The following is an 18,950-nucleotide window of genomic DNA, read 5'->3' on the forward strand; positions in this document are numbered from 1 at the left end:
ATGCGTCACCTCGTGCTTAAGTGTATCACACGAACCCCTATCAGCGTATTCCTACCCACATGACAAGATAAGCGGGACGAGTCGACTGCGTGTCAACATTTTCAATCAGATTGGTTGCATTGGCGGCTAGTTGATTGGCTTGATGTGCTGAGATGCGTTGGATAACAAGGACGTACGTTTGAGGTGCTAGCAAAAGATAGTGCGATTGCATCAGGTGATTCAGCAACTGATGAACACGCTCAGCCGATATTGTAACCGGGGTATTTAAGGTAGAATTGGATGTCAGGCTACGGTACATCGGGATATTAAAGGTTGTCCGACCGTCTGTAAGCCACATAGCCGGAACGGTTAATCCATTCCACGCGCTAGAGATGCCGAGACTAGGATTTTCTAAACTATCTCTTAGAAGATTGGCCTCAGTGGAATGAGGCGCCGTTGTCAACGGATCTATCATCACTTGGGAGGGTGTCGTAAAATGGCCATTCAATAAAGGAAGACGCCATCGATGGACTTCTTGGGCTAAGGAGTGGGCCGACACTGGAGCGAACGTAATGGGAGCCGATGCCCCGCACGCTGTGGCAAAGACGGCAAGAAGCCCTAAGATGAGTAGTTTCCATAAGTGTTTGAATCGTGTCATGATGCTAACCTCGCGATTGATTTTGAAAGGCACTCCACCCACCTAAGTGGGTGGAGTGCCGCACGAACTTGTTATTTGTAAAAAATTTTGACGCGCGCTTGTTTCTCAATTTTCGATGCAAAAGCTTGATACGCATTGCCTTGCGCTGTTTGTAGAAGATTAGCCTTAATTTCGCTTTCCACTTGGCTGAACGGACTCACTTGAGCAGGCTTCGTGGCTTGTAAGCCAATAAGGTCGTACCCATGAGATCCCTTGGTAATGCCAAATTGGCCAGGCTTGAGGCTTTGGACTTCTTTATAAACAGCAGGCGATAACGATTGAAGCGACTCCGGTGTCCAGCCGACTTCGCCCCCCTTGCTCTTTAACGTAGTATTGGTGGTATCCTTTTTAGCCAAGGCCGCGAAACTCGCGCCGGCTTCCACCTGCTTTTCAAGCGTTTGGGCTTCACTTTGCGATTTAACGGTGATTTCCTCCAGCTCCACCTGTGGGCTACCCGTGAAGTATTGCGGGTTTGCCTTATAAAAGGACTCCGCTGCTGCCGTCGTAATTGGTTTGACGTTCTTGGTCGCTTGGTTATATGCCTGTTGCAAAATCATCTGCTGAGTCAAATAATCGTTAAGCTGGCTCATGGTTACGCCTTTGCTCTTAAGCATCTTATCCAATCCCGATACGCCGCCTACTTCTGGCTCGATCGACTTATCCAATACTGTTTTGGCCGACGCTTCGGCTTTAGCCTTTGTCGTTAAGTGATGAGCGAGCGTCCAGTCTTCCACACTTTTCTCTTGGACGAGGTACTTCACTTCGCTAATTTTCTCTTGTTTAGTGTTGGGCAAGGTGGAACCGTTAAACAGTTCTGTCATCCGCACCATCGTGTTGAGCTGTGCAGTGGTGAGATCCTTTCCATTTACTACGGCCAACGGCTTTGGCGCCGCGGACGATTGTTGTCCGCAGCCTGCAAGAGCGGCGGCGCTTACGCTTAGCCCCACTACGGTGGCCATCAATTTAGGCCAATGCTGTGGATTTCTCATGTCACACCATCCTTTGTTTACCCTGCTCTATCCTGCCCCACAGGTGTTACCAAATTGTTTCCGCGATCACACGCTCTTAGTGTACAGGCTTTGTTCGTTCGACACAATGCGCCTAAGGTCCGGTGAGGGCAAGGCACGCACCGGTTTGTGCGTTACAAGGCGAGTAGCTTTAGCAGACGGATAGGGTGCCAAATAATTTCAACAGATCCAGCGCAAGATAGGTGAGCGAAGATAGAATAGGGGTCGAAAAAGCGGTTCAGCAATTGTCAGGATGCTGTGTATATGATAAGGTCAAAAATACTCACGATGACTGTAGCCTATTATTATAGGCGAGTGGAGCGCAAAAAACTTTCGAGTGCTATTGACACTAAGTTCAAAATCGGGGTTATATTGTATAATATTGCGCTCATCTTAAATTAAAATACCCTAATTTTCCGCGGATGGCGGCATGGAGGCAAACAGAACATGATTATTGCAGTACCTCGTGAACGCGGCGCGAGAGAGCGCCGGGTTGCGCTAATACCGGAAACCGTGGCGAAATTAGTTAAAGCGGACCACGCCGTTTTAGTGGAAGAAGGGGCGGGTATTGCGTCCGGCTTTTCGGATCAGCAATACCGTGATGCAGGAGCCACTGTAGTAGATGGCGCCAAAAGTGACTGGATGCGGGATGCGGATATTGCCGTCAGTGTGCAGGTTATTGATCCGTCTGCTCAAGATTTGCCCTATGCGCATCTTCGTGCTGGAGCCGTGGCGATTGGCATGTTGGGGCCGTTGTCCACGGATGTTGAGGTGTTTAAAGCCCTCCGTGATCGAAATTTGACCGCATTTAGCATGGATGCGATTCCCCGGATTAGCCGGGCCCAAAGCATGGACGTATTGTCGTCGATGAGTACGGTGGCGGGGTACCGAGCAGCCTTAATCGGTGCCGAGAGGTTGCCACGATTTTTTCCTCTGCTTATGACCGCCGCGGGTACAATTACGCCTGCTAAAGTGCTGATTTTAGGGGCTGGGGTGGCTGGACTTCAAGCTATTGCCACCACGCATCGCTTAGGAGCTGTGGTGCAAGCATTTGACACGCGGCCGGTCGTTCGTGAACAGGTGGAAAGTCTGGGCGCGTCGTTCTTGGCGTTAGAAGTGCAATCTCAACAAACCCAAGACGGGTACGCACAAGCCTTAGCTGAGGATGCTCATCAAGCGGAGGTCAACCTTTTGTCCAAGCCAGTCGCCGAAGCGGATGTTGTGATTACCACGGCATTGATTCCTGGTAGACCCGCCCCAATTTTGGTGACAGAAGAAATGGTTAAGAGCATGCGACCCGGGGCGGTGATCGTAGATTTGGCGGCTGAAGCCGGAGGCAATTGCGCTCTAAGTCGTCCTGGCGAAACGGTTGTGACCGATAATGGGGTGACGATTGAGGCCCCGTTGAATATTGCCTCTCAGTTGGCGCCACACGCTAGTCAGCTATATTCGCGTAATGTCTATAATTTTTTGACGCATTTGTTTGCCATGGGGCTAGCCGACAAGGCATTGAATTTAGACGATGAAATTGTGGCTCGTACGATGATTGTGCACGACGGAACTATTACGCATGAGGCTTTGAAAAATCGTATCAATGCTTAAGGAGTGGGGATATCATGCCGCATAGTTTGCTGACCGAAATTTATATCTTTGTGTTGGCGGTGTTTGTAGGATTTCAGTTAATTTCCAAAGTACCGTCGGTGTTGCACACACCCCTGATGTCGGCCACCAATGCCATTCACGGCATTATCCTAGTGGGGGCCATTGCGCTCGCCGCGACGGTAAAAGGGCCTTTGGATGTCGGCATTAGTGTGGCAGCGGTCTTTTTGGCTACCCTCAACGTTGTGGGGGGATATGTTGTGACTGATAGGATTTTAGGGATGTTCAAGAAAAAATCAGCCGAACGGCCTACGGAGTGAGTGAATGGACATGCTATTACAAGTAGGATATTTAATCACGGCCATTCTCTTTATTATGGGAGTTATGCGCCTTCGTTCCCCCGCCACGGCCAAGTCAGGGAATTTGATCGCGGCAAGTGGTATGGTTGTTGCCTTTGTTGTCACTCTCGTGCAATATCATTCGTTCTCATGGCTTTGGATTGGGCTGGCGCTGATTTTAGGAGCCATTGTCGGGAGCTATGCGGCGCTCAAAGTCCGTATGACCGCTATGCCACAAATGGTCGCGCTCTTTAATGGAATGGGTGGAGGCGCTGCCGCTTTAGTGTCCATTGGGGAACTGCATTCTCAGTGGAGCGTTGGGGTGTCTTCGGCAGCCGCATCTATTGCCGCTCTGTTGACGGTCCTTATTGGCTCCATCAGCTTTACAGGAAGTTTGCTGGCATTTGCCAAACTGCAAGAGTGGGTGCGGGGTCGACCGATTACGTTTGGTGGCCAAAAGCTGCTTAATGGGCTATTGTTGGCGGTTGCTCTTGTTTTAGGGATTATGATGATTGTATCTGGTGGTCCTCATGCGTTGCCATGGCTGGGTGTCTACATTGTGTTAGCGGCTTTATTGGGACTTCTCCTGGTTCTGCCGATTGGTGGAGCGGATATGCCCGTCGTGATTTCACTGCTCAACGCGTTTACCGGATTGGCTGCTGCGGCCACAGGATTTTTAATGTCCAACAATGTGTTAATTATCGCGGGGGCCTTGGTGGGGGCCTCGGGAACCATTTTAACGCAGCAAATGAGCCGCGCCATGAACCGCCCTATCCACAACATTGTATTTGGCGCTTTTGGGCAAGTGGCTGCGGGGGCCGGAGCGGGCCCGGACGGAGGAGACGGCGTTGTTCAATCGGCGACCGTTGACGATGTGGCGACGATGTTAGCGTACGCACGGAATGTCGTAATTGTCCCCGGGTACGGCTTAGCGGTAGCCCGGGCACAACAAGAAGTGCGGCAATTAACAGAGCGCCTTAACGAAAAAGGAGTTACCGTGCGATTTGGAATCCATCCCGTAGCGGGCCGTATGCCAGGTCACATGAATGTGCTTCTAGCGGAAGCTGACGTGCCCTATGACCAATTATATGAGATGGATGCGATAAATCCGCAGTTTCCACAAACAGACGTGGTTTTAGTCATCGGAGCGAATGACGTAACAAACCCTGCTGCTCGTAACCAACCGGGGAGTCCCTTATACGGCATGCCTATTCTTAACGTCGACCAAGCAAAGCGTATTGTCGTGTTGAAACGGGGAATGAGTCCCGGGTTTGCAGGTATTGACAACCCGCTATATACCAATCCTAAAACCTCGATGTTGTTTGGTGATGCCAAAGCATCGCTGGACCACTTGTTGCGCGCATTAGACGAGGTCTAAGTGTCTGCCAACTAAAAACGGCCCTCGGCGGGTTAGGTGGCCGGGGGCCTTTCCTTGACTTAGGATCCGTTTAAGATTCGGTATTATCCGGCAATATCGTGCGCGCGATGTGGGCATCGAGTGATTCGTAGTCCCAGTACCGAATGAGGTCGTAAAGTTCCTTACGTGTCTGCATCTCGGGCAACAAAGACTGCTGAGTTCCTTCTTCCATCAGTACCCGGTACAAACGCTCATAAGCATGGGCTGCAATGCGTAGTGAAGACACCGGATATAGAACCATTTTATATCCCCACGCTTCAAACTGTTGGGCCGTGAAATAGGGGGTGCGGCCAAATTCTGTCATATTGGCCAGCAATGGTGCATGCACTCGCCGGGCCATTTCCGCGAAGGCTTCTGCCGTGTCAAGGGACTCCGGGAATATGCCGTCAGCTCCCGCTTCGAGATATTGCTGAGCCCGTTCGACCGCGGCATTTAGCCCTTCGACGCCGTAAGCATCGGTGCGGGCAATGATGGCCAGCGATGGGACGGTTTCGCGAATGGCGCGGATTTTAGCGACCATTTCATCGGCGGGGACTAAGGTTTTTCCATTGAGATGCCCGCATTTTTTCGGTAGATCTTGGTCTTCAATTTGCACCGCCGCCACTCGCATTTCGGCCATTTCTTTTGCCGTGCGTGCTGCATTCAAGACTCCGCCGTAGCCGGTGTCAATATCAACTAGCACGGGAAGGTTGGTAGCGCGTACGAGGTCTTGAGCGCGCCGAGCCACCTCGGGAGCGCTGATGAGGCCCACATCGGGAAGGCCCCGGGACGCTGTATAGGCGCCACCAGAGAGGTAGAGCACGTCAAAGCCGCAGGATTGAGCGACTAAAGCGGCCATTGCATCATGCGCTCCGGGGATTTTCACAATCCCTGGGCTATTGATTCGGTGTAAAAACTGTGCGGATAGCTGAGACTGTGGAACGTCTTCTTGAAATAACCAAGCCATCTGGCGTCCTCCTTTGACCCACTTCTGTTTTACACTGTCCAAGCCGCCATAAAGTCAGGAACGGACATGGAGGCTAATTGCGTATTTTGTGCTAACGCCATTAACCGTTCGACTTTGGCGGGTACATACCATGAGGACACATTGTGATGAAATTTATCCCAAAGGGGGCCTTGGGCCTCTTGACGACGTTTTTGATGCCCCAGGGGATACTCCACAACCACATTGGGCGTCATGGAACCGTCGCGAAAACGAATTTGAATAGCATTGGCAATGGAGCGCTTGTCCGGATCCAGATAGTCTTTGGAAAACTGCTTATTTTCGCGTACTATCATCTTGTCCCTTAAAGCATCAATTCGGGGATCTTGTGCGGCGTCGTCAAGATACTGATCGGCAGTCAGGTGGCCATGAATGAGGCCGATTGCTGTCATATATTGCAGGCAGTGGTCGCGGTCGGCCGGATTGACCAATGGGCCGGTTTTATTAATAATGCGCATGGCCGACTCTTGGGTGTCAATAATAATTTCGGCAATATCATCTAGTCGGTTGGCTACGCTGGGATGCAAAGCAATGGCCGCTTCCACGGCCGTTTGACCATGAAATTCCGCAGGATATGAAATTTTAAAGAGCACATGTTCAATGACATAAGACCCTAGAGGACGGCTCAAGCGAATCGGCGTGCCGTGCATGACCACGTCGTGAAAACCCCATTGGGGCGCCGTCAGTGCTGTGGCATAACCCATTTCATCAGCCAGTGCCATGAGGCTCAGACGAACGGCCCGACTGGTAGCGTCTCCAGCAGCCCACGATTTGCGTGATCCCGTATTGGGGGCGTGGCGATAGGTCCGGAGACTACCATTATCAATCCACGCATTCGAGAGCGCATTGATCGTTTGAGAGCGTGTGGCCCCTAGCAGGTGGGCGCTGACAGCCGTTGAGGCGACTTTGACGAACAAGACATGATCAAGGCCGACACGATTCAGGCTGTTTTCCAATGCTAGCACGCCTTGGATTTCATGCGCTTCAATAATGGCGGTTAAAACCTCATGCATGGTGAGGGGAGGATGTCCCTCACGCAGATTTTGTCGGCTCTTCCAGTCAGCGACGGCCAAGATGGCCCCGATATTGTCGGAGGGATGGCCCCATTCTTCGGCGAGCCACGTATCATTGTAGTCTAACCACCGATTCATACAGCCAATGTTGAAAGCACCTTGAACCGGATCGAGCTCATAGGGAAGGCCGGGAACGCGCGCACCACCAGGAAGGTTGGCGCCAGGCACTATGGGTCCTAACAACTTGCGGCATTCGGGATAGTTGAGGGCTAAAATGCCTGAGCCAATAGCATCCATTAAAACCCAACGTGCCATGGTATAGGCTTCGTCCGAGAATGAAGGAGGAGAGATAACATAATCCGTAATCGTTGATAGCACCGCATCAACCGGAGTATGGGTCGTGCTGGTTGTATTCACAAAAACCAAGTCCTTTCGGGGGTCCGGTTTTCGATAACCGGACCCGAAAAATCATTAAGGGTGCAAACCGCGCGGCCCCGTATAACGGACGCGGGGTCGGAAGAGGCGGTTATGTTCGTACTGTTCGCGCACGTGGGCTACGAGACCCGCTGTACGCGCCGCGAAAAAAATCGGGGTATAGAGCTCGATGGGTACACCCAACAAGTAATAGACGGGCGCCGCGTAGTAATCTAAATTGGGATACAAACCTTTTTCCCGCTGCATGACCTCTTCACCGATGACACACATGTCATATAGATCCTGATGGCCCTTTATCGCTACGAGGCGCTTTAACGATTCTTTCATCAGCATGGCCCGCGGGTCTGGTTTCTTCATATAGACTCTATGTCCAAATCCCATGATTCGCTCCTTGCGGGCAAGTTTAGCGAGAAGCTGGGGTTCAACTTGGTCGGGTGTTTTCATTTCGAGCAGCATATGCATCACGGCCTCATTGGCGCCTCCATGCAATGTGCCCTTCAGAGAGGCGACCGCGCCAACTAAGGCACCATACATATCTGACAAGGTGGAGGCGATGACAATGGCCGTAAAGGTCGAATTAGGCATTTCGTGCTCACTATATACCGTAAGGAGTTGGTCAAAAGCTTGTGCTTCATCCGGCGTCGGAACTGAGCCTGTAATCATCGCGAGGAAGTTGGCTGCATAGCCTAAGTCGGCGCGCGGTTGTACAATCGCTTCGTGATTTTTGATGTGGTAGCTATTGGCCACAATAACAGGCATGCGAGCCAGCAATGTTAAGGACTGTTCTGCAGTGCTCTGCGCATCTAATCGTCCTAGAGATGAATCAAATGTGGCTAATGCGGATAATGCCGTCCGTAGGGAATCCATCAAGTGCTGCTGGGGTCCTAAGGACTTCATGATGGAGAAAATTTGGTCGGGAACGGTCTGGCGTTCATTGAGTGTGCGCACAAAGGCGTCGTATTCAGTACTCGTGGGCAGATGACCTTCCATCAATAGGTGGGCGACTTTAATGTAATCGACCGTGTTGGCCAGTTCGATTAAGTCGTAGCCCCGGATGACAATTTGTTCGTGGTCGACATCCAAGTACGATAACGCTGTCTCGGTTGCGATAATGCCTTCCAGTCCTGGCTTATAGGTTTCGTCGGTCATATGGTCACATCCTCTCAGGTAAACGGTTCTTAGCCGTTTCTCCCCTTATCATAGCCAGATTGTGGGTCGATTGGCAAAGGCATAAAGTATTCTGACAAAACCGAACATCTTGTCGTTAGGCATCTTGCTTAATGGTGATGGTGCCGGAACCTTTCTTCCGCAATGACGCCATCACATAGATATAATGTGCGTTATCTGCGCCAGAAATCCGGGTGCCGTCTCCGGTTGCCGTCAGCGATTGGGTCTTTACCAGTGGACCAATCTTAAACAGGACAGACTCATCGGGGATCAGTGCGTCCTGGCCGTAAAGGCGCGACCAATGAACCACAAGCGTGGTCTCTTGCACGCTGACGCTGAGTTGTATTATGAAGTAAGCGCCCGTTTGATATTGCAATGAGTGTCCATCGTCGCCATAGAAATTCAAAGAGCCATGGCCAGGCACAATCCAAATCACGGATGGCCACGGACTATGATGAGGCCATTCCCTTGTTGACTGAACGATGTTTGCAAGGGGAAGAATGGCTCCTGCGCGGAGGAAGACAGGCAGCACAGCCAGCGGTGCATCGACGATGATGTGCCGGGGACCTGTGATCCATTGGTGGTGCCAAAGGTCATACCATTGTCCGGAAGGGATGTGTACGGATTTTTTGTTGGCTCCTTTTTCAATGACGGGGGCTACCAAAAGGTCGTTGCCAATCAAAAATTGGTCATCGACAGTGAGAAACGGCGGAGCCGCATCGACCCAAAAGGTCGGGCGCATCATAGGGCTTCCGTCTTGATGGGCTTGATAGAGTAGGCTGTACCAGTAGGGCAAAAGGCGGTACCGATATTGCAGGTAGCGCCGCGCAATGTCGAGCACCTCTTCACCGAAAGACCATGGTTCATGCCGGGCCGTGTCGATGGCGCTATGAGCTCTGGCGAAAGGGAAGAAGGACCCCGCTTGAATCCACCGTGCATAGAGCTCCGGACTGGCATTATCCAAAAAACCACCAATGTCAGCACCAACGAGAGGAATGCCCGATAAGCCAAGATTAAGACACATAGGGATCGCCATAGCTAAATGTTCCCACTGGCTCGAGTTATCTCCCGTCCAGACGGCGGCATAGCGCTGAATGCCACTAAAACCGGAACGACTGAGAATAAATGGGCGCGAAGAAGACGATGATAAGGCGTCATACGTGGCATGAGCTTCGAGGAGAGCATACAAATTATGGACGAGATGATGAGGAATCATTTGACCATGGTCAGTATGGTGGACAATGCCACTTTCTTCGTCGGGATGTGATGCGGGGCCAGCCTGACCCAAGCCCCACCATGCAGGTTCGTTCATATCATTCCAAATCCCTTGAATTCCTGCCTCTTGGAGAGGACGATGTAACCCGGCCCACCAGTTCCGGGTACGACTTTGCGCAAAGTCCGGAAAAGCACAAACGCCCGGCCAGACCTCGGAGTGAAATTCTTCCCCGTTGAGGTATTCCATGAAGTATTGCTGGGTATGACCTTGACAATAGAAATTTCCACCACCTCTTGTTCGTCCATGTAACTATAGCGACTTTGCTGAAACCCTAAGGCATATTGGGGAGGCATAGGGAATCGGCCCGTAAGGTCCGTGTAATGACGCAGGACGTCTTGGGGGTGTGGGCCCGGGAGGGCGTAAAGACTTAAAGGACCATCATCGGCCCCTATCCACAACCATTCGTCCATGGTCGCATCGAAGTAGGTCCGTGCACTGTTGGCTAAGAAAATGCCGCGAAATCCTTGGGGACCGGCTTGACCTAAAAGTGCAAAGGGGATGGCTTGATAGAGAGGATCAGTGTGATCCTCATGAGGAACGGCATCAGTGGTCCACTGCGTCCACAATCTACCTTTTTTGTCGAGCCTGCCGACCTTTTCGCCTAATGCATAAAGGTGCTCCTGCAACGTGGTTTTAAGAGCACAACGGACATGCTGATTGTGACGATAAAAGTGAGTGTAAAAGAATTGAGCTGGCCCCACTTGGACCTCGATTGTCCCTTGTGGGTCAATTACGACGGTCACTGTATTACCGGTTAATAGCCAGCGGTCTTTGTCGCGAATTAGGGTTAAAGGCACAAAGGAGTCGGTCGGCACGAATAGATCCGCGCTTAACAATGTGTAGGCATCTAGACCATTGTGCCACAAAAGATGCACCCGACCTGTTGCACTGATACGCACATCCCATTGTTCCACGGGAGAATCTAGATGCCCTTGACCGTTAATAATGGCACGTTGGTCATCGTCAGTGAGAAGGACTTGACTAAAGCGGGCATAATGCGGAGAGTTCGGGAATTGCGTCAGGGATGTCAAAGCTCTCAAAAGGCGTCTCTCCTACCTTAGTTTTTTGTGTAAATCCTCTTGTTCTCATAGTTTTTTTGTCAATCCCGGGACCTCTGCGACCGTCGACACGTGATGAACGACCTCACGAAGCCTACCAAGGGGTTACAGGGTCTACGCCCGAATCGTCCTCTGTGCAGGATGCTGTCGTTCCCACGGTGTCCAGCACCCACAAGGCGGCGAGACCCTTCCAGGCTTTGAAGACCTGCCGAAATTCCGGGGCATAGACATCCAACCACCCCTGAATGCGATTCTGCCAGCGGACCACATCCGCCTTCTGTTGGCGTCGGGTCACGGACAAGGTAGCCAATTCACTCCAGACGCCTTCCCGCGGGGTCCGGTGCATATACCGCCCTTCGGCGACCGCCCGAGCAATAATCCCGGCATCCTTGGCGTCATTTTTCGAGGGCGTGTGATCGTCGACTTCTTTGAGCTTGTGCGTGTGCAAGGGATTGACCAAGACGACGGTCACGACGGTCACGTTACGTAGAACCACAAGAAATCGCCAAATGTTATTCCATGATTCGCCCTGCGTGCGTTCTCCCTTTATAATAAGGGTGCGAGAGAATATATGGCGAATTGTCTTGCAAGAGACCGTGTGCAGACGAGCCCATTACGACGGGGTGACAGGATGGAGATTTTTGAAAGCATGGCCGACAAAGCACTACATGCTGTCTGGGCGGCCCGTGAAAAGATTTTAGAGGTCATGACTCAACCTTTCGCTGTCAACTATAAATCTGACCAGTCGCCCGTCACTGCGGCCGATGTTGCGTCTCAAGAAGTGTTGGTGCATATGTTGCAACACGACTACCCGCATATTCCTATTATATCTGAAGAGACCACGGCCAAGCCGTATGAAGTGCGCAATCGTTGGAAAATGCTTTGGCTTATCGATCCGTTGGATGGGACAAAGGAATTTGTACGTGGTAACGGAGAATTTACCATCAACGTTGCGCTCATCGCAGATAATCACCCGGTGGTAGCTATTATCGATTGGCCCGAAGCTCGTGTGACCTATAAGGCTGTGGCAGGAAAAGGGGCTTACCGAATAGCGCAGAACCACGTCCAAGCCATTAACTCCCGGCCGTTGACACAGCCGTGCCGTGCGATTATTAGCCGTTCACACCGGCAGAGTGAGGTGGAGTGGTTGAATTCTGTGGGCTTGGCCGAGCATTCTTTATCTCTAATGGGCAGTGCTCTAAAATTCTGCCGCGTAGCGGAAGGAGAAGCGGACATATATCCGCGGCTGATGCCCAATATGGAATGGGATAGTGCGGCGGGACAGCTCTTGATTGAGGAAGCCGGTGGAAAGGTTGTAGACCTGCACGGAGAACCACTCACATATAATAAGGTAGATTTACACAATGACGGATTTATTGCGGTGGGGGACTGGAAAACTTGGGGCCCATACCTCCACGCTCATGATGCGTTTTCTAAATAGCTAGGTGGAGGTATTTTATGGAGCCGGATAAGACAATCGAACGACTACAAACAGAAATGTGGGACCGGACAATTCCTCCGTTAGAAACCTTAACGACGTTGGAAATGCTCAAAGTGATGAATGCTGGAGACCAAACGGTGCCGCTGTTGGTGAAAGAACATCTCAGTGAAATCGCTGCGGCGGTCGATGCCATTAGTGAGCGGTTGAGTCAAGGGGGCCGAATGTTTTATGTGGGGGCTGGCACCAGCGGTCGATTGGGAGTGTTGGATGCCGCCGAATGCCCCCCGACTTTTAATACGGATCCATCGATGGTGCAGGCAATCATGGCGGGTGGCCCGGATGCTTTAGTGCACGCGGTGGAAGGCGCGGAAGACAGCATGGAGTCAGGGCAACAACAAATTCGGTTGGCTGGGGTACAAAGCCGTGATGTGGTGGTGGGCCTGTCGGCTTCTGGGCGAACGCCGTTCGTGATTGGCGCGCTCAAAGAGGGGCGCTTGCGCGGGGCGTGCACGATTTCCGTCAGTGCCAACGATGAACCCGAAGTGAAGCATTTATCTGATATTGTCATTGCGGTTCCCACGGGCCCTGAGGTTATGGAATACCAAAAAGGAATTGGCTAGCATCGATGATTTTAGTACGAGTTATTTGTTTGGGATGAATTACTTGCTCCTAAATATGAATCCTAAAGCGCCAGGGGGAATCGGGCGTGTTTTTCAACACCGATATGTTCGTCAGGCCTTGGAAATGGGCATTGATCAAAAAGGCATTATTGACTCTCTCTATCATGGTTTAGGGGTGGCGACCGATGGTCCCGTTCCTGCTGTACCGCATACGGCTTTTTATGATCCGGCACTGAATACACCGCTTTATCCCTATAATCCTGTGGCGGGTGAAAAGTTGCTGGAAGAGCATGGGTGGAGCTTGGTGAACGGCGTCATGACTAAAAATGGCCAGAAGTTAGCCTTTCCTTTTATTTATGTATCAGGGAGCCAAACGGTTGCCAACATGGCTCAGTTGCTGAAAACAGACTGGGCTAAAGAGGGCATTCAGGTCAGCCTGCAAAGTTTGCCGCTCGATGAATTACTGGGAGAAGCCGTCCCGGCGTCTGCTGGCCGCTGGGCGATGGCCTATTGGGGAGCAGGATGGACGTATCAGTTAGATTATTATCCAACGGGCGGCAATCTTTTTGCCTCCGGGGCAGGAGAAAATAGTGGCAGTTACGACAGTCGCACGATGAACGCGTTGATCCAAGCTACCTATGAACCAGGCACGCCGACACAAATTCAGTCGCGCATGGATGCTTACGAACAGTGGGCTGCCAAAGACCTACCGGTGCTATGGATGCCGTGGTTCCCACAGGGTTATGCGCGGGAAGTAGGATTAAATGTGCATGCCAAAAATGTCCATGGCACAGTAAGCACATTTAATCCGGTGACGGATTTTCTATATGCGCAATATTGGACGGTATCCCAATAAGAGGCGTCAAAATAGGTTTTGGCGGGAGTGAGGGATGGTAGAGACCATAGTGGAGGCTTTTATCCCGTGATAAGCCAATTGAAGAAATTTTGGCTTGACAACGCCATTTACGGTGTAGCCACCCTGGGATCGGGGATTTTTAACTGGCTCTATGCGGTGCTGTTGGGGCACCGCTTGGGGCCGAGCTTGTATGGGGTGGTCACGACCCTAAATAACGTTGTGGCCATCGTCACATTACCGGCTTCGGTAGTCACGCTGATGGCCATTCGCGCAGGGAAACCCTCAGGTCCGCAGTGGAGACGTTGGCGTCTTGTTTATGGAATTACGGGGCTCGCCTTGTGGGGGAGCCTTGTTGCTTTTTCCGGACCGTTGGGCCGGGCATTGAAGATGCCTTCCATCTTTTTTGTCGTCTTCGGGTTATCGGCATGGCCCATGGTGGATTATGCGGCCAATTTAGGATATGTCGCGCGAGCTCGCCGGTATCGTTGGCTTGGAGGTTTAACAGTGATGGGTTCGGCTCTCAGTGTGATAGACGTCTGGTTAGCCAGTTATACGCGCCATCCAGTCCTCTTGTTAGGAGCATTTCAAGCGGTATCGGTGGGGATGCTCTGGGGTCTTAGCTCGTGGATTGTCCGTGCGATTTTGCCTAGCGGTCCATCGACCAAACGCTCCGTTGCTTTATCAGGAGCTGTGGGAGTCTTGCAAACTCTAACCGGGCTGACAGATGGGGTTGTGGCTAAGGCGCAATTAACACAAAAGATGGCGGGGTTTTATAACGGGTTGGCGACGATAGGGCAATCTATACCCTATGCCGCCGCAAGTTTGGCTTTGGTCATGATGACGGCGATGTTGGAACATCCGGAGGAAAGCCGTCGTTGGTTAAAATATACGCTAGGAGTGTATCTGGGCCTTGGTATGACCATTGAAGGTGTGTTTGGGTTGGTTCCGCAGCAATTAGTGGGGTGGGCCTTGGGGAGTTCATTTCACCCCATCACAACGTGGCTCGTTTTTTATGGGGTAGGCATGTTGGCGTTAGGGATGGTCTTGATTTTTTTGGCGGAAGCTGTCGCACGAAGTTGGTGGCTTCTATGGATGGCATCAAGTGTGGGGTTTGTTGTATGGGTCATCTGGCTCGTGCACAGCCACTCTTTACCGCATCTGGTTCATGCGACGGTTTGGTCCCTTGTGGGAATGGCTGTGTTGACTGTTGGAATGCGCATGGGGCTAGGATATGCTCATGACGCATAAAAGCCGCCCTAAAAGGGCGGCTTTTATGCCGAAATCCATTCTCATGAATAAAGAAGGGACGCTTCAGTCTGTGGATCAAAGGCATGGAGTCGCTGGGGATTTAATTTCATGCGGACAACATCTCCGACACGGCCTTGCCATGCATTGTCTGTTCGGGCAACGATGGGTTGACCTTCTACCGCTAGATAGACGATATGCTCGTGGCCCATGGGTTCAATGACTTGCACCGTTGCATTGAGAGCAGGTTCATCGGCGCGACCTTCGCCTAAGAAAATGTCCTCGGGACGCACCCCTAGCGTTAATGCATTGGAGTTAAGGCGTGACAGGGTTTGGCGAATGCGCCCAGGCAACTCGATGGTCTGAGACCCGATTTGTAATGAGGCCGTATCGCCCTGGGATATGACGGCCCCCTTAACAAGGTTCATCGCTGGGGTTCCGACGAAGGTGGCGACAAATTGATTGGCAGGATTGTTGTATATCCCATCGGGTGTGTCTACTTGCTGAACGACTCCATCGCGCATAACAACAATGCGCGTGCCCATCGTCATGGCCTCTGTTTGATCGTGGGTCACGTAGATAATCGTGGCGCCCAGACGGCGGTGAAGATTTTTTAGTTCAACACGCGTTTGCGTACGTAATTTGGCATCTAGGTTTGAGAGCGGTTCATCCATCAAAAAGGCCTTGGGTTCTCGAACAATTGCTCGTCCAAGAGCAACGCGCTGGCGTTGGCCACCAGAAAGTTCCTTCGGTTTACGTGAGAGCAGTTGGCCCAAACCTAAAATTTCCGCCGCTTCCTTCACCCGCCGGTCGATTTCGCTCTTTGGCGTCTTACGCAACTTTAAGCCAAAAGCCATGTTTTCATACACGGTCATGTGGGGATAAAGTGCGTAGTTTTGAAAGACCATAGCAATATCGCGGTCTTTAGGCGGTTTTTGGCTGACATTTTCGTCGCCAATGAAAATGTCACCACCAGACAATTCTTCTAGCCCGGCGACCATGCGCAATGTTGTCGTTTTGCCACAGCCGGATGGACCTAAAAATACTAAAAACTCTTGGTCACGAATATCGAGATTGACATCGTGGACCGCTTCCACGTTGCCATAGCGTTTCGTCACATGCTGTAGAACTACACTCGCCATATAAATGCCCCTTTGTTGATGATGTCAGAACGGCTTCTAGTTAATGACCACATTGTCGACAACATTATCCAACCCGCGTTTCTCCCACAACTCTTGCCCATGGCCGTCCATGATCCCATTGTACTTCAATTGGCACCTGAAAGGCAGTAGAAAGCGCATCGTTTGTCACAACCGTCGATAGGGTGCCGGATTTTAAAATTCGCCCTTTGTCGAGAAGCAAGCCATGGGTGAAACCTGCGACGAGTTCTTCGACATGGTGCGTGACGTAGATGACGGAGGATTGCGCGCGTTGCGTCAATTGCGCAACCCCTTGGAGCAACACTTCGCGGGAAGGAATATCGAGTCCTGTACATGGTTCGTCAAGAATCAACAGTTGAAAATTTGCCATGTACGCCCGAGCGACTAAGACGCGTTGGCGTTCGCCTTGGGACAGAACGCGAAAGGGACGGTCCGCTTTATCTACCATATGCACGGCTTTTAACGCTTCCAGCGCTTTGTCCCGTTGCTCGGGACGCATTCCTTTGAACGGGGCTCCAATAGAGGCATCTTCACCTGTTACGGTGACTTGGAGGACCGTGTTATCTCCATGATGGCTATAAAACCAATCGCCTAGGGATATGCTAACCCATCCAATGGACTTACGTAATTCGCGCAAGTCCACCTGTCCAAATGCATGTCCCATGACGCGGACATCGCCTGATGACGGCCATAAGTAGCCCGTAATGATATTGAGTAAGGTACTCTTTCCTGAGCCATTGGCTCCCATTAATGCCCAATTTTGTCCCGGCTCAATGCGCCAAGAAATATCGTGCAAGAGCGGTTCATTATTGCGAGACAAATGGACATGTTGCAATTCGACAATGGCTGGCAAAGGTTTACACTCCTTTATGACCTGATTCTACAAGGGCTGGCTTTGCTTACCTAGGTGAGCGGGAACGGTATGAGAAACCCAAAGGGCATAGTCTACCGAATCTAGCAAAGCTTGCCATGAGGCTTCGAGGATGTTGCGCGAAACCCCAACAGTTTGAATGGTTTCGTCGCGGAACTCTGAACGAATCCATACACGGACCAATGCACCCGTGCCATCGCGTCCATCCAATACGCGCACTTTATAGTCTTTTAGCCGCAACCCTTCGATAATGGGATAGATCTGGCTAAGAGCCTTGCGTAAGGCCACGTCTAGAGAGTTCACGGGACCGTCGCCTTCTCCGACTTCGACGAAATGTTCGTTACCAATAATAATGCGTACGGTGGCTTCAGAAATCATACGCTGGTCCTTTGTGACGGACGCATGAAACCGATCTACTTCAAAATAGGAAGGGACGTTTCCTAGTGAGCGTTCAACGAGTAATTTCATGGATGATGGCGCGTCTTCGTATTGATAACCCCGTGCTTCCAGCTTTTTCACCGTTTGTACCAATTCTGTAACGGTTTCCGAAGAAGCATCAAGGTTGTGAAAGTTATAAAGCAGATTCGATTTGCCGGCCAGTTCGGACACGAGGATGCGCCGGCTCTGTCCAACGGATTCTGGATGAACATGTTCGTAGGCTTCCGGAAATTCGCGGACGGCTCCCACGTGCACACCGGCTTTGTGCGTAAAAGCATTGTCGCCAACAAACGGTGCGGAGTCATCAGGCATTAGATTGGCAATTTCAGCCACGGTGCGGGAAAGACGTGTCAATTCCTTCAGCATTAGTTCGCGGCCTGCTTGTCTATTCATTTTATACACAAGATTGGGCCAAATAGTGCATAAGTTAGCATTGCCGCAACGCTCACCATAACCATTAATCGTTCCTTGGACCATAGTGGCCCCTCCGATAACGGCGGCCAGCGAGTTGGCCACGGCTAATCCGCTGTCATTATGCGCATGAATGCCAAGGGGCACGGAGACTGCACGGCGTGCAAGTTCCACATATTCAGTGATTTCATGAGGAAGCGACCCGCCGTTGGTATCGCATAAGACAATCCACTGCGCGCCACCAGCTTCAGCTGCTCGCAACACCTGCAGCGCGTAATCGACATCGGATTTGCAGCCATCAAAAAAATGTTCGGCGTCAAAGATGACTTCTAAATCATGTTGGCGTAGGAATTGAATCGATTCCTCAACCATTTCCAGATTATCTTGGAGAGACAGTCCGAGAATTTGTGTGGCTTGGAAAACCGATGATTTTCCGAATAATGTCGCGACAGGACACTGTGCATCAAGAATGGCACGGAGATTTGCGTCGTCTTCCACAAACACACCGCGCCTTCGGGTACTGCCAAAGGCCGTAAGCTTAGCTTGGGTGAGTCGGGTTTTGGCCAATTGGAAAAACATTGTGTCTTTGGGATTGGAAGCGGGCCACCCGCCTTCGACATAGTCGAACCCGAATTCATCAAGCAGCTGGGCAATTTGCAATTTGTCCTCGACCGAAAGGCTGATGCCGCGTCTTTGGGTCCCATCGCGGAGGGTGGTGTCATATAGTTGGATACGGTTTGTCATCAGTACACTCATCACTTCCTCAAGGTTGCTTGCGAATGGCCAGCTCAGGCCAAGCCATAACAATTTATGCTGGTTCCGTAAATTTTATCTCATTTATGCATGAGAATCAAAGCTTTCTGGATACTCTGCCGAGTGTTATTCGCGGTTATGGACGTCCTGTTGTTTTCTTTTGCGGTCGAAGTATTGAGCCTTTATG

The 18,950-nt window shown here is 51.3% G+C and carries 17 protein-coding genes and 1 pseudogene; 7 read left to right on the forward strand and 11 right to left on the reverse strand.

What is annotated here, in order from left to right:
• Nucleotides 1-40: 40 nt before the first annotated feature.
• Together ORD20_RS14040 and ORD20_RS14045 are read right to left on the reverse strand one after the other, a co-directional pair.
• Nucleotides 41-637 (reverse strand): hypothetical protein, encoded by a 597-nt coding sequence (locus ORD20_RS14040; protein ID WP_146039028.1) that lies wholly within the window; start codon nt 635-637, stop codon nt 41-43.
• Between the two features lie 71 nt (nt 638-708).
• Nucleotides 709-1,665: a peptidyl-prolyl cis-trans isomerase gene (locus ORD20_RS14045; RefSeq protein ID WP_103375336.1), complete on the reverse strand. Its 957-nt coding sequence runs from the start codon at nt 1,663-1,665 to the stop codon at nt 709-711.
• A gap of 465 nt (nt 1,666-2,130) precedes the next feature.
• Here ORD20_RS14045 and ORD20_RS14050 point away from each other — a divergent pair, with 465 nt between their 5' ends.
• Genes ORD20_RS14050 through ORD20_RS14060 form a run of 3 tightly spaced genes read left to right on the forward strand, consistent with a single transcriptional unit; the run spans nt 2,131 to nt 4,998 of the window.
• Nucleotides 2,131-3,285 carry a Re/Si-specific NAD(P)(+) transhydrogenase subunit alpha gene (locus ORD20_RS14050; protein ID WP_103375337.1) on the forward strand — a complete coding sequence of 385 codons (1,155 nt, stop codon included), beginning with the start codon at nt 2,131-2,133 and terminating at the stop codon, nt 3,283-3,285.
• A gap of 14 nt (nt 3,286-3,299) precedes the next feature.
• On the forward strand, nt 3,300-3,602 hold the full coding sequence (locus tag ORD20_RS14055) for an NAD(P) transhydrogenase subunit alpha (RefSeq protein ID WP_103375338.1): 303 nt from the start codon (nt 3,300-3,302) through the stop codon (nt 3,600-3,602).
• Between the two features lie 4 nt (nt 3,603-3,606).
• Nucleotides 3,607-4,998, forward strand: a complete 1,392-nt coding sequence (locus ORD20_RS14060; RefSeq protein WP_103375339.1) for an NAD(P)(+) transhydrogenase (Re/Si-specific) subunit beta — start codon at nt 3,607-3,609, stop codon at nt 4,996-4,998.
• Between the two features lie 70 nt (nt 4,999-5,068).
• Here the strand turns inward: ORD20_RS14060 and prpB are convergent, their stop codons facing one another.
• The 6 genes and pseudogenes from prpB to ORD20_RS14090 all read right to left on the reverse strand — a co-directional run bounded on the left by prpB (nt 5,069) and on the right by ORD20_RS14090 (nt 11,572).
• Entirely contained in the window at nt 5,069-5,983 is a 915-nt protein-coding gene (prpB, locus tag ORD20_RS14065; protein ID WP_103375340.1) for a methylisocitrate lyase, read from the reverse strand.
• Between the two features lie 29 nt (nt 5,984-6,012).
• Nucleotides 6,013-7,449, reverse strand: coding sequence for a bifunctional 2-methylcitrate dehydratase/aconitate hydratase (locus ORD20_RS14070; protein WP_103375341.1), 1,437 nt, complete (start codon nt 7,447-7,449; stop codon nt 6,013-6,015).
• A 54-nt stretch (nt 7,450-7,503) separates the two neighbouring features.
• Entirely contained in the window at nt 7,504-8,616 is a 1,113-nt protein-coding gene (gene mmgD / locus ORD20_RS14075) for a citrate synthase (protein WP_103375342.1), read from the reverse strand.
• 115 nt (nt 8,617-8,731) lie between these two features.
• Nucleotides 8,732-10,096, reverse strand: a complete 1,365-nt coding sequence (locus ORD20_RS14080; RefSeq protein ID WP_430626275.1) for a TIM-barrel domain-containing protein — start codon at nt 10,094-10,096, stop codon at nt 8,732-8,734.
• Nucleotides 10,097-10,338: 242 nt separating this feature from the next.
• Nucleotides 10,339-10,824, reverse strand: a pseudogene (locus tag ORD20_RS14085) (hypothetical protein); the annotation flags it as partial.
• A gap of 238 nt (nt 10,825-11,062) precedes the next feature.
• Complete coding sequence (locus ORD20_RS14090) at nt 11,063-11,572, reverse strand: IS110 family transposase (RefSeq protein WP_430626728.1); 510 nt, start codon at nt 11,570-11,572, stop codon at nt 11,063-11,065.
• Nucleotides 11,573-11,599: 27 nt separating this feature from the next.
• Here ORD20_RS14090 and cysQ point away from each other — a divergent pair, with 27 nt between their 5' ends.
• The 4 genes from cysQ to ORD20_RS14110 all read left to right on the forward strand — a co-directional run bounded on the left by cysQ (nt 11,600) and on the right by ORD20_RS14110 (nt 15,133).
• Entirely contained in the window at nt 11,600-12,409 is an 810-nt protein-coding gene (cysQ, locus tag ORD20_RS14095; protein WP_158246248.1) for a 3'(2'),5'-bisphosphate nucleotidase CysQ, read from the forward strand.
• 17 nt (nt 12,410-12,426) lie between these two features.
• Complete coding sequence (locus tag ORD20_RS14100; protein ID WP_430626276.1) at nt 12,427-13,029, forward strand: N-acetylmuramic acid 6-phosphate etherase; 603 nt, start codon at nt 12,427-12,429, stop codon at nt 13,027-13,029.
• Nucleotides 13,022-13,885 (forward strand): ABC transporter substrate-binding protein, encoded by an 864-nt coding sequence (locus tag ORD20_RS14105; RefSeq protein WP_430626277.1) that lies wholly within the window; start codon nt 13,022-13,024, stop codon nt 13,883-13,885. The genes ORD20_RS14100 and ORD20_RS14105 overlap by 8 nt, the downstream gene beginning before the upstream one ends.
• Before the next feature lie 66 nt (nt 13,886-13,951).
• Nucleotides 13,952-15,133 (forward strand): lipopolysaccharide biosynthesis protein, encoded by a 1,182-nt coding sequence (locus tag ORD20_RS14110; protein WP_103375348.1) that lies wholly within the window; start codon nt 13,952-13,954, stop codon nt 15,131-15,133.
• 41 nt (nt 15,134-15,174) lie between these two features.
• Here ORD20_RS14110 and ORD20_RS14115 read toward each other — a convergent pair whose 3' ends face one another.
• The 3 genes from ORD20_RS14115 to cimA form a co-directional block, all read right to left on the reverse strand.
• Nucleotides 15,175-16,272, reverse strand: a complete 1,098-nt coding sequence (locus ORD20_RS14115; protein ID WP_430626278.1) for an ABC transporter ATP-binding protein — start codon at nt 16,270-16,272, stop codon at nt 15,175-15,177.
• A gap of 64 nt (nt 16,273-16,336) precedes the next feature.
• A complete protein-coding gene (locus ORD20_RS14120) occupies nt 16,337-17,143 on the reverse strand; it encodes an ABC transporter ATP-binding protein (RefSeq protein ID WP_158246249.1) in 807 nt (268 codons plus the stop codon).
• Between the two features lie 27 nt (nt 17,144-17,170).
• Entirely contained in the window at nt 17,171-18,766 is a 1,596-nt protein-coding gene (gene cimA, locus ORD20_RS14125; protein WP_103375351.1) for a citramalate synthase, read from the reverse strand.
• Nucleotides 18,767-18,950 lie beyond the last annotated feature (184 nt).

This window comes from Sulfobacillus thermotolerans, assembly GCF_039623705.1.
GTDB lineage: Bacteria > Bacillota > Sulfobacillia > Sulfobacillales > Sulfobacillaceae > Sulfobacillus > Sulfobacillus thermotolerans.

What these genes read in the sequence shown, in the direction of transcription:
- ORD20_RS14040 (WP_146039028.1), bottom strand. Translation starts at nt 637, where the DNA reads ATGACACGATTCAAACACTTATGGAAACTACTCATCTTAGGGCTTCTT.
- ORD20_RS14100 (WP_430626276.1), top strand. Translation starts at nt 12,427, where the DNA reads ATGGAGCCGGATAAGACAATCGAACGACTACAAACAGAAATGTGGGAC.
- cimA (WP_103375351.1), bottom strand. Translation starts at nt 18,766, where the DNA reads ATGAGTGTACTGATGACAAACCGTATCCAACTATATGACACCACCCTC.
- prpB (WP_103375340.1), bottom strand. Translation starts at nt 5,983, where the DNA reads ATGGCTTGGTTATTTCAAGAAGACGTTCCACAGTCTCAGCTATCCGCA.
- ORD20_RS14060 (WP_103375339.1), top strand. Translation starts at nt 3,607, where the DNA reads ATGGACATGCTATTACAAGTAGGATATTTAATCACGGCCATTCTCTTT.
- ORD20_RS14045 (WP_103375336.1), bottom strand. Translation starts at nt 1,665, where the DNA reads ATGAGAAATCCACAGCATTGGCCTAAATTGATGGCCACCGTAGTGGGG.
- ORD20_RS14055 (WP_103375338.1), top strand. Translation starts at nt 3,300, where the DNA reads ATGCCGCATAGTTTGCTGACCGAAATTTATATCTTTGTGTTGGCGGTG.
- mmgD (WP_103375342.1), bottom strand. Translation starts at nt 8,616, where the DNA reads ATGACCGACGAAACCTATAAGCCAGGACTGGAAGGCATTATCGCAACC.
- ORD20_RS14050 (WP_103375337.1), top strand. Translation starts at nt 2,131, where the DNA reads ATGATTATTGCAGTACCTCGTGAACGCGGCGCGAGAGAGCGCCGGGTT.
- cysQ (WP_158246248.1), top strand. Translation starts at nt 11,600, where the DNA reads ATGGAGATTTTTGAAAGCATGGCCGACAAAGCACTACATGCTGTCTGG.
- ORD20_RS14080 (WP_430626275.1), bottom strand. Translation starts at nt 10,096, where the DNA reads ATGGAATACCTCAACGGGGAAGAATTTCACTCCGAGGTCTGGCCGGGC.
- ORD20_RS14115 (WP_430626278.1), bottom strand. Translation starts at nt 16,272, where the DNA reads ATGGCGAGTGTAGTTCTACAGCATGTGACGAAACGCTATGGCAACGTG.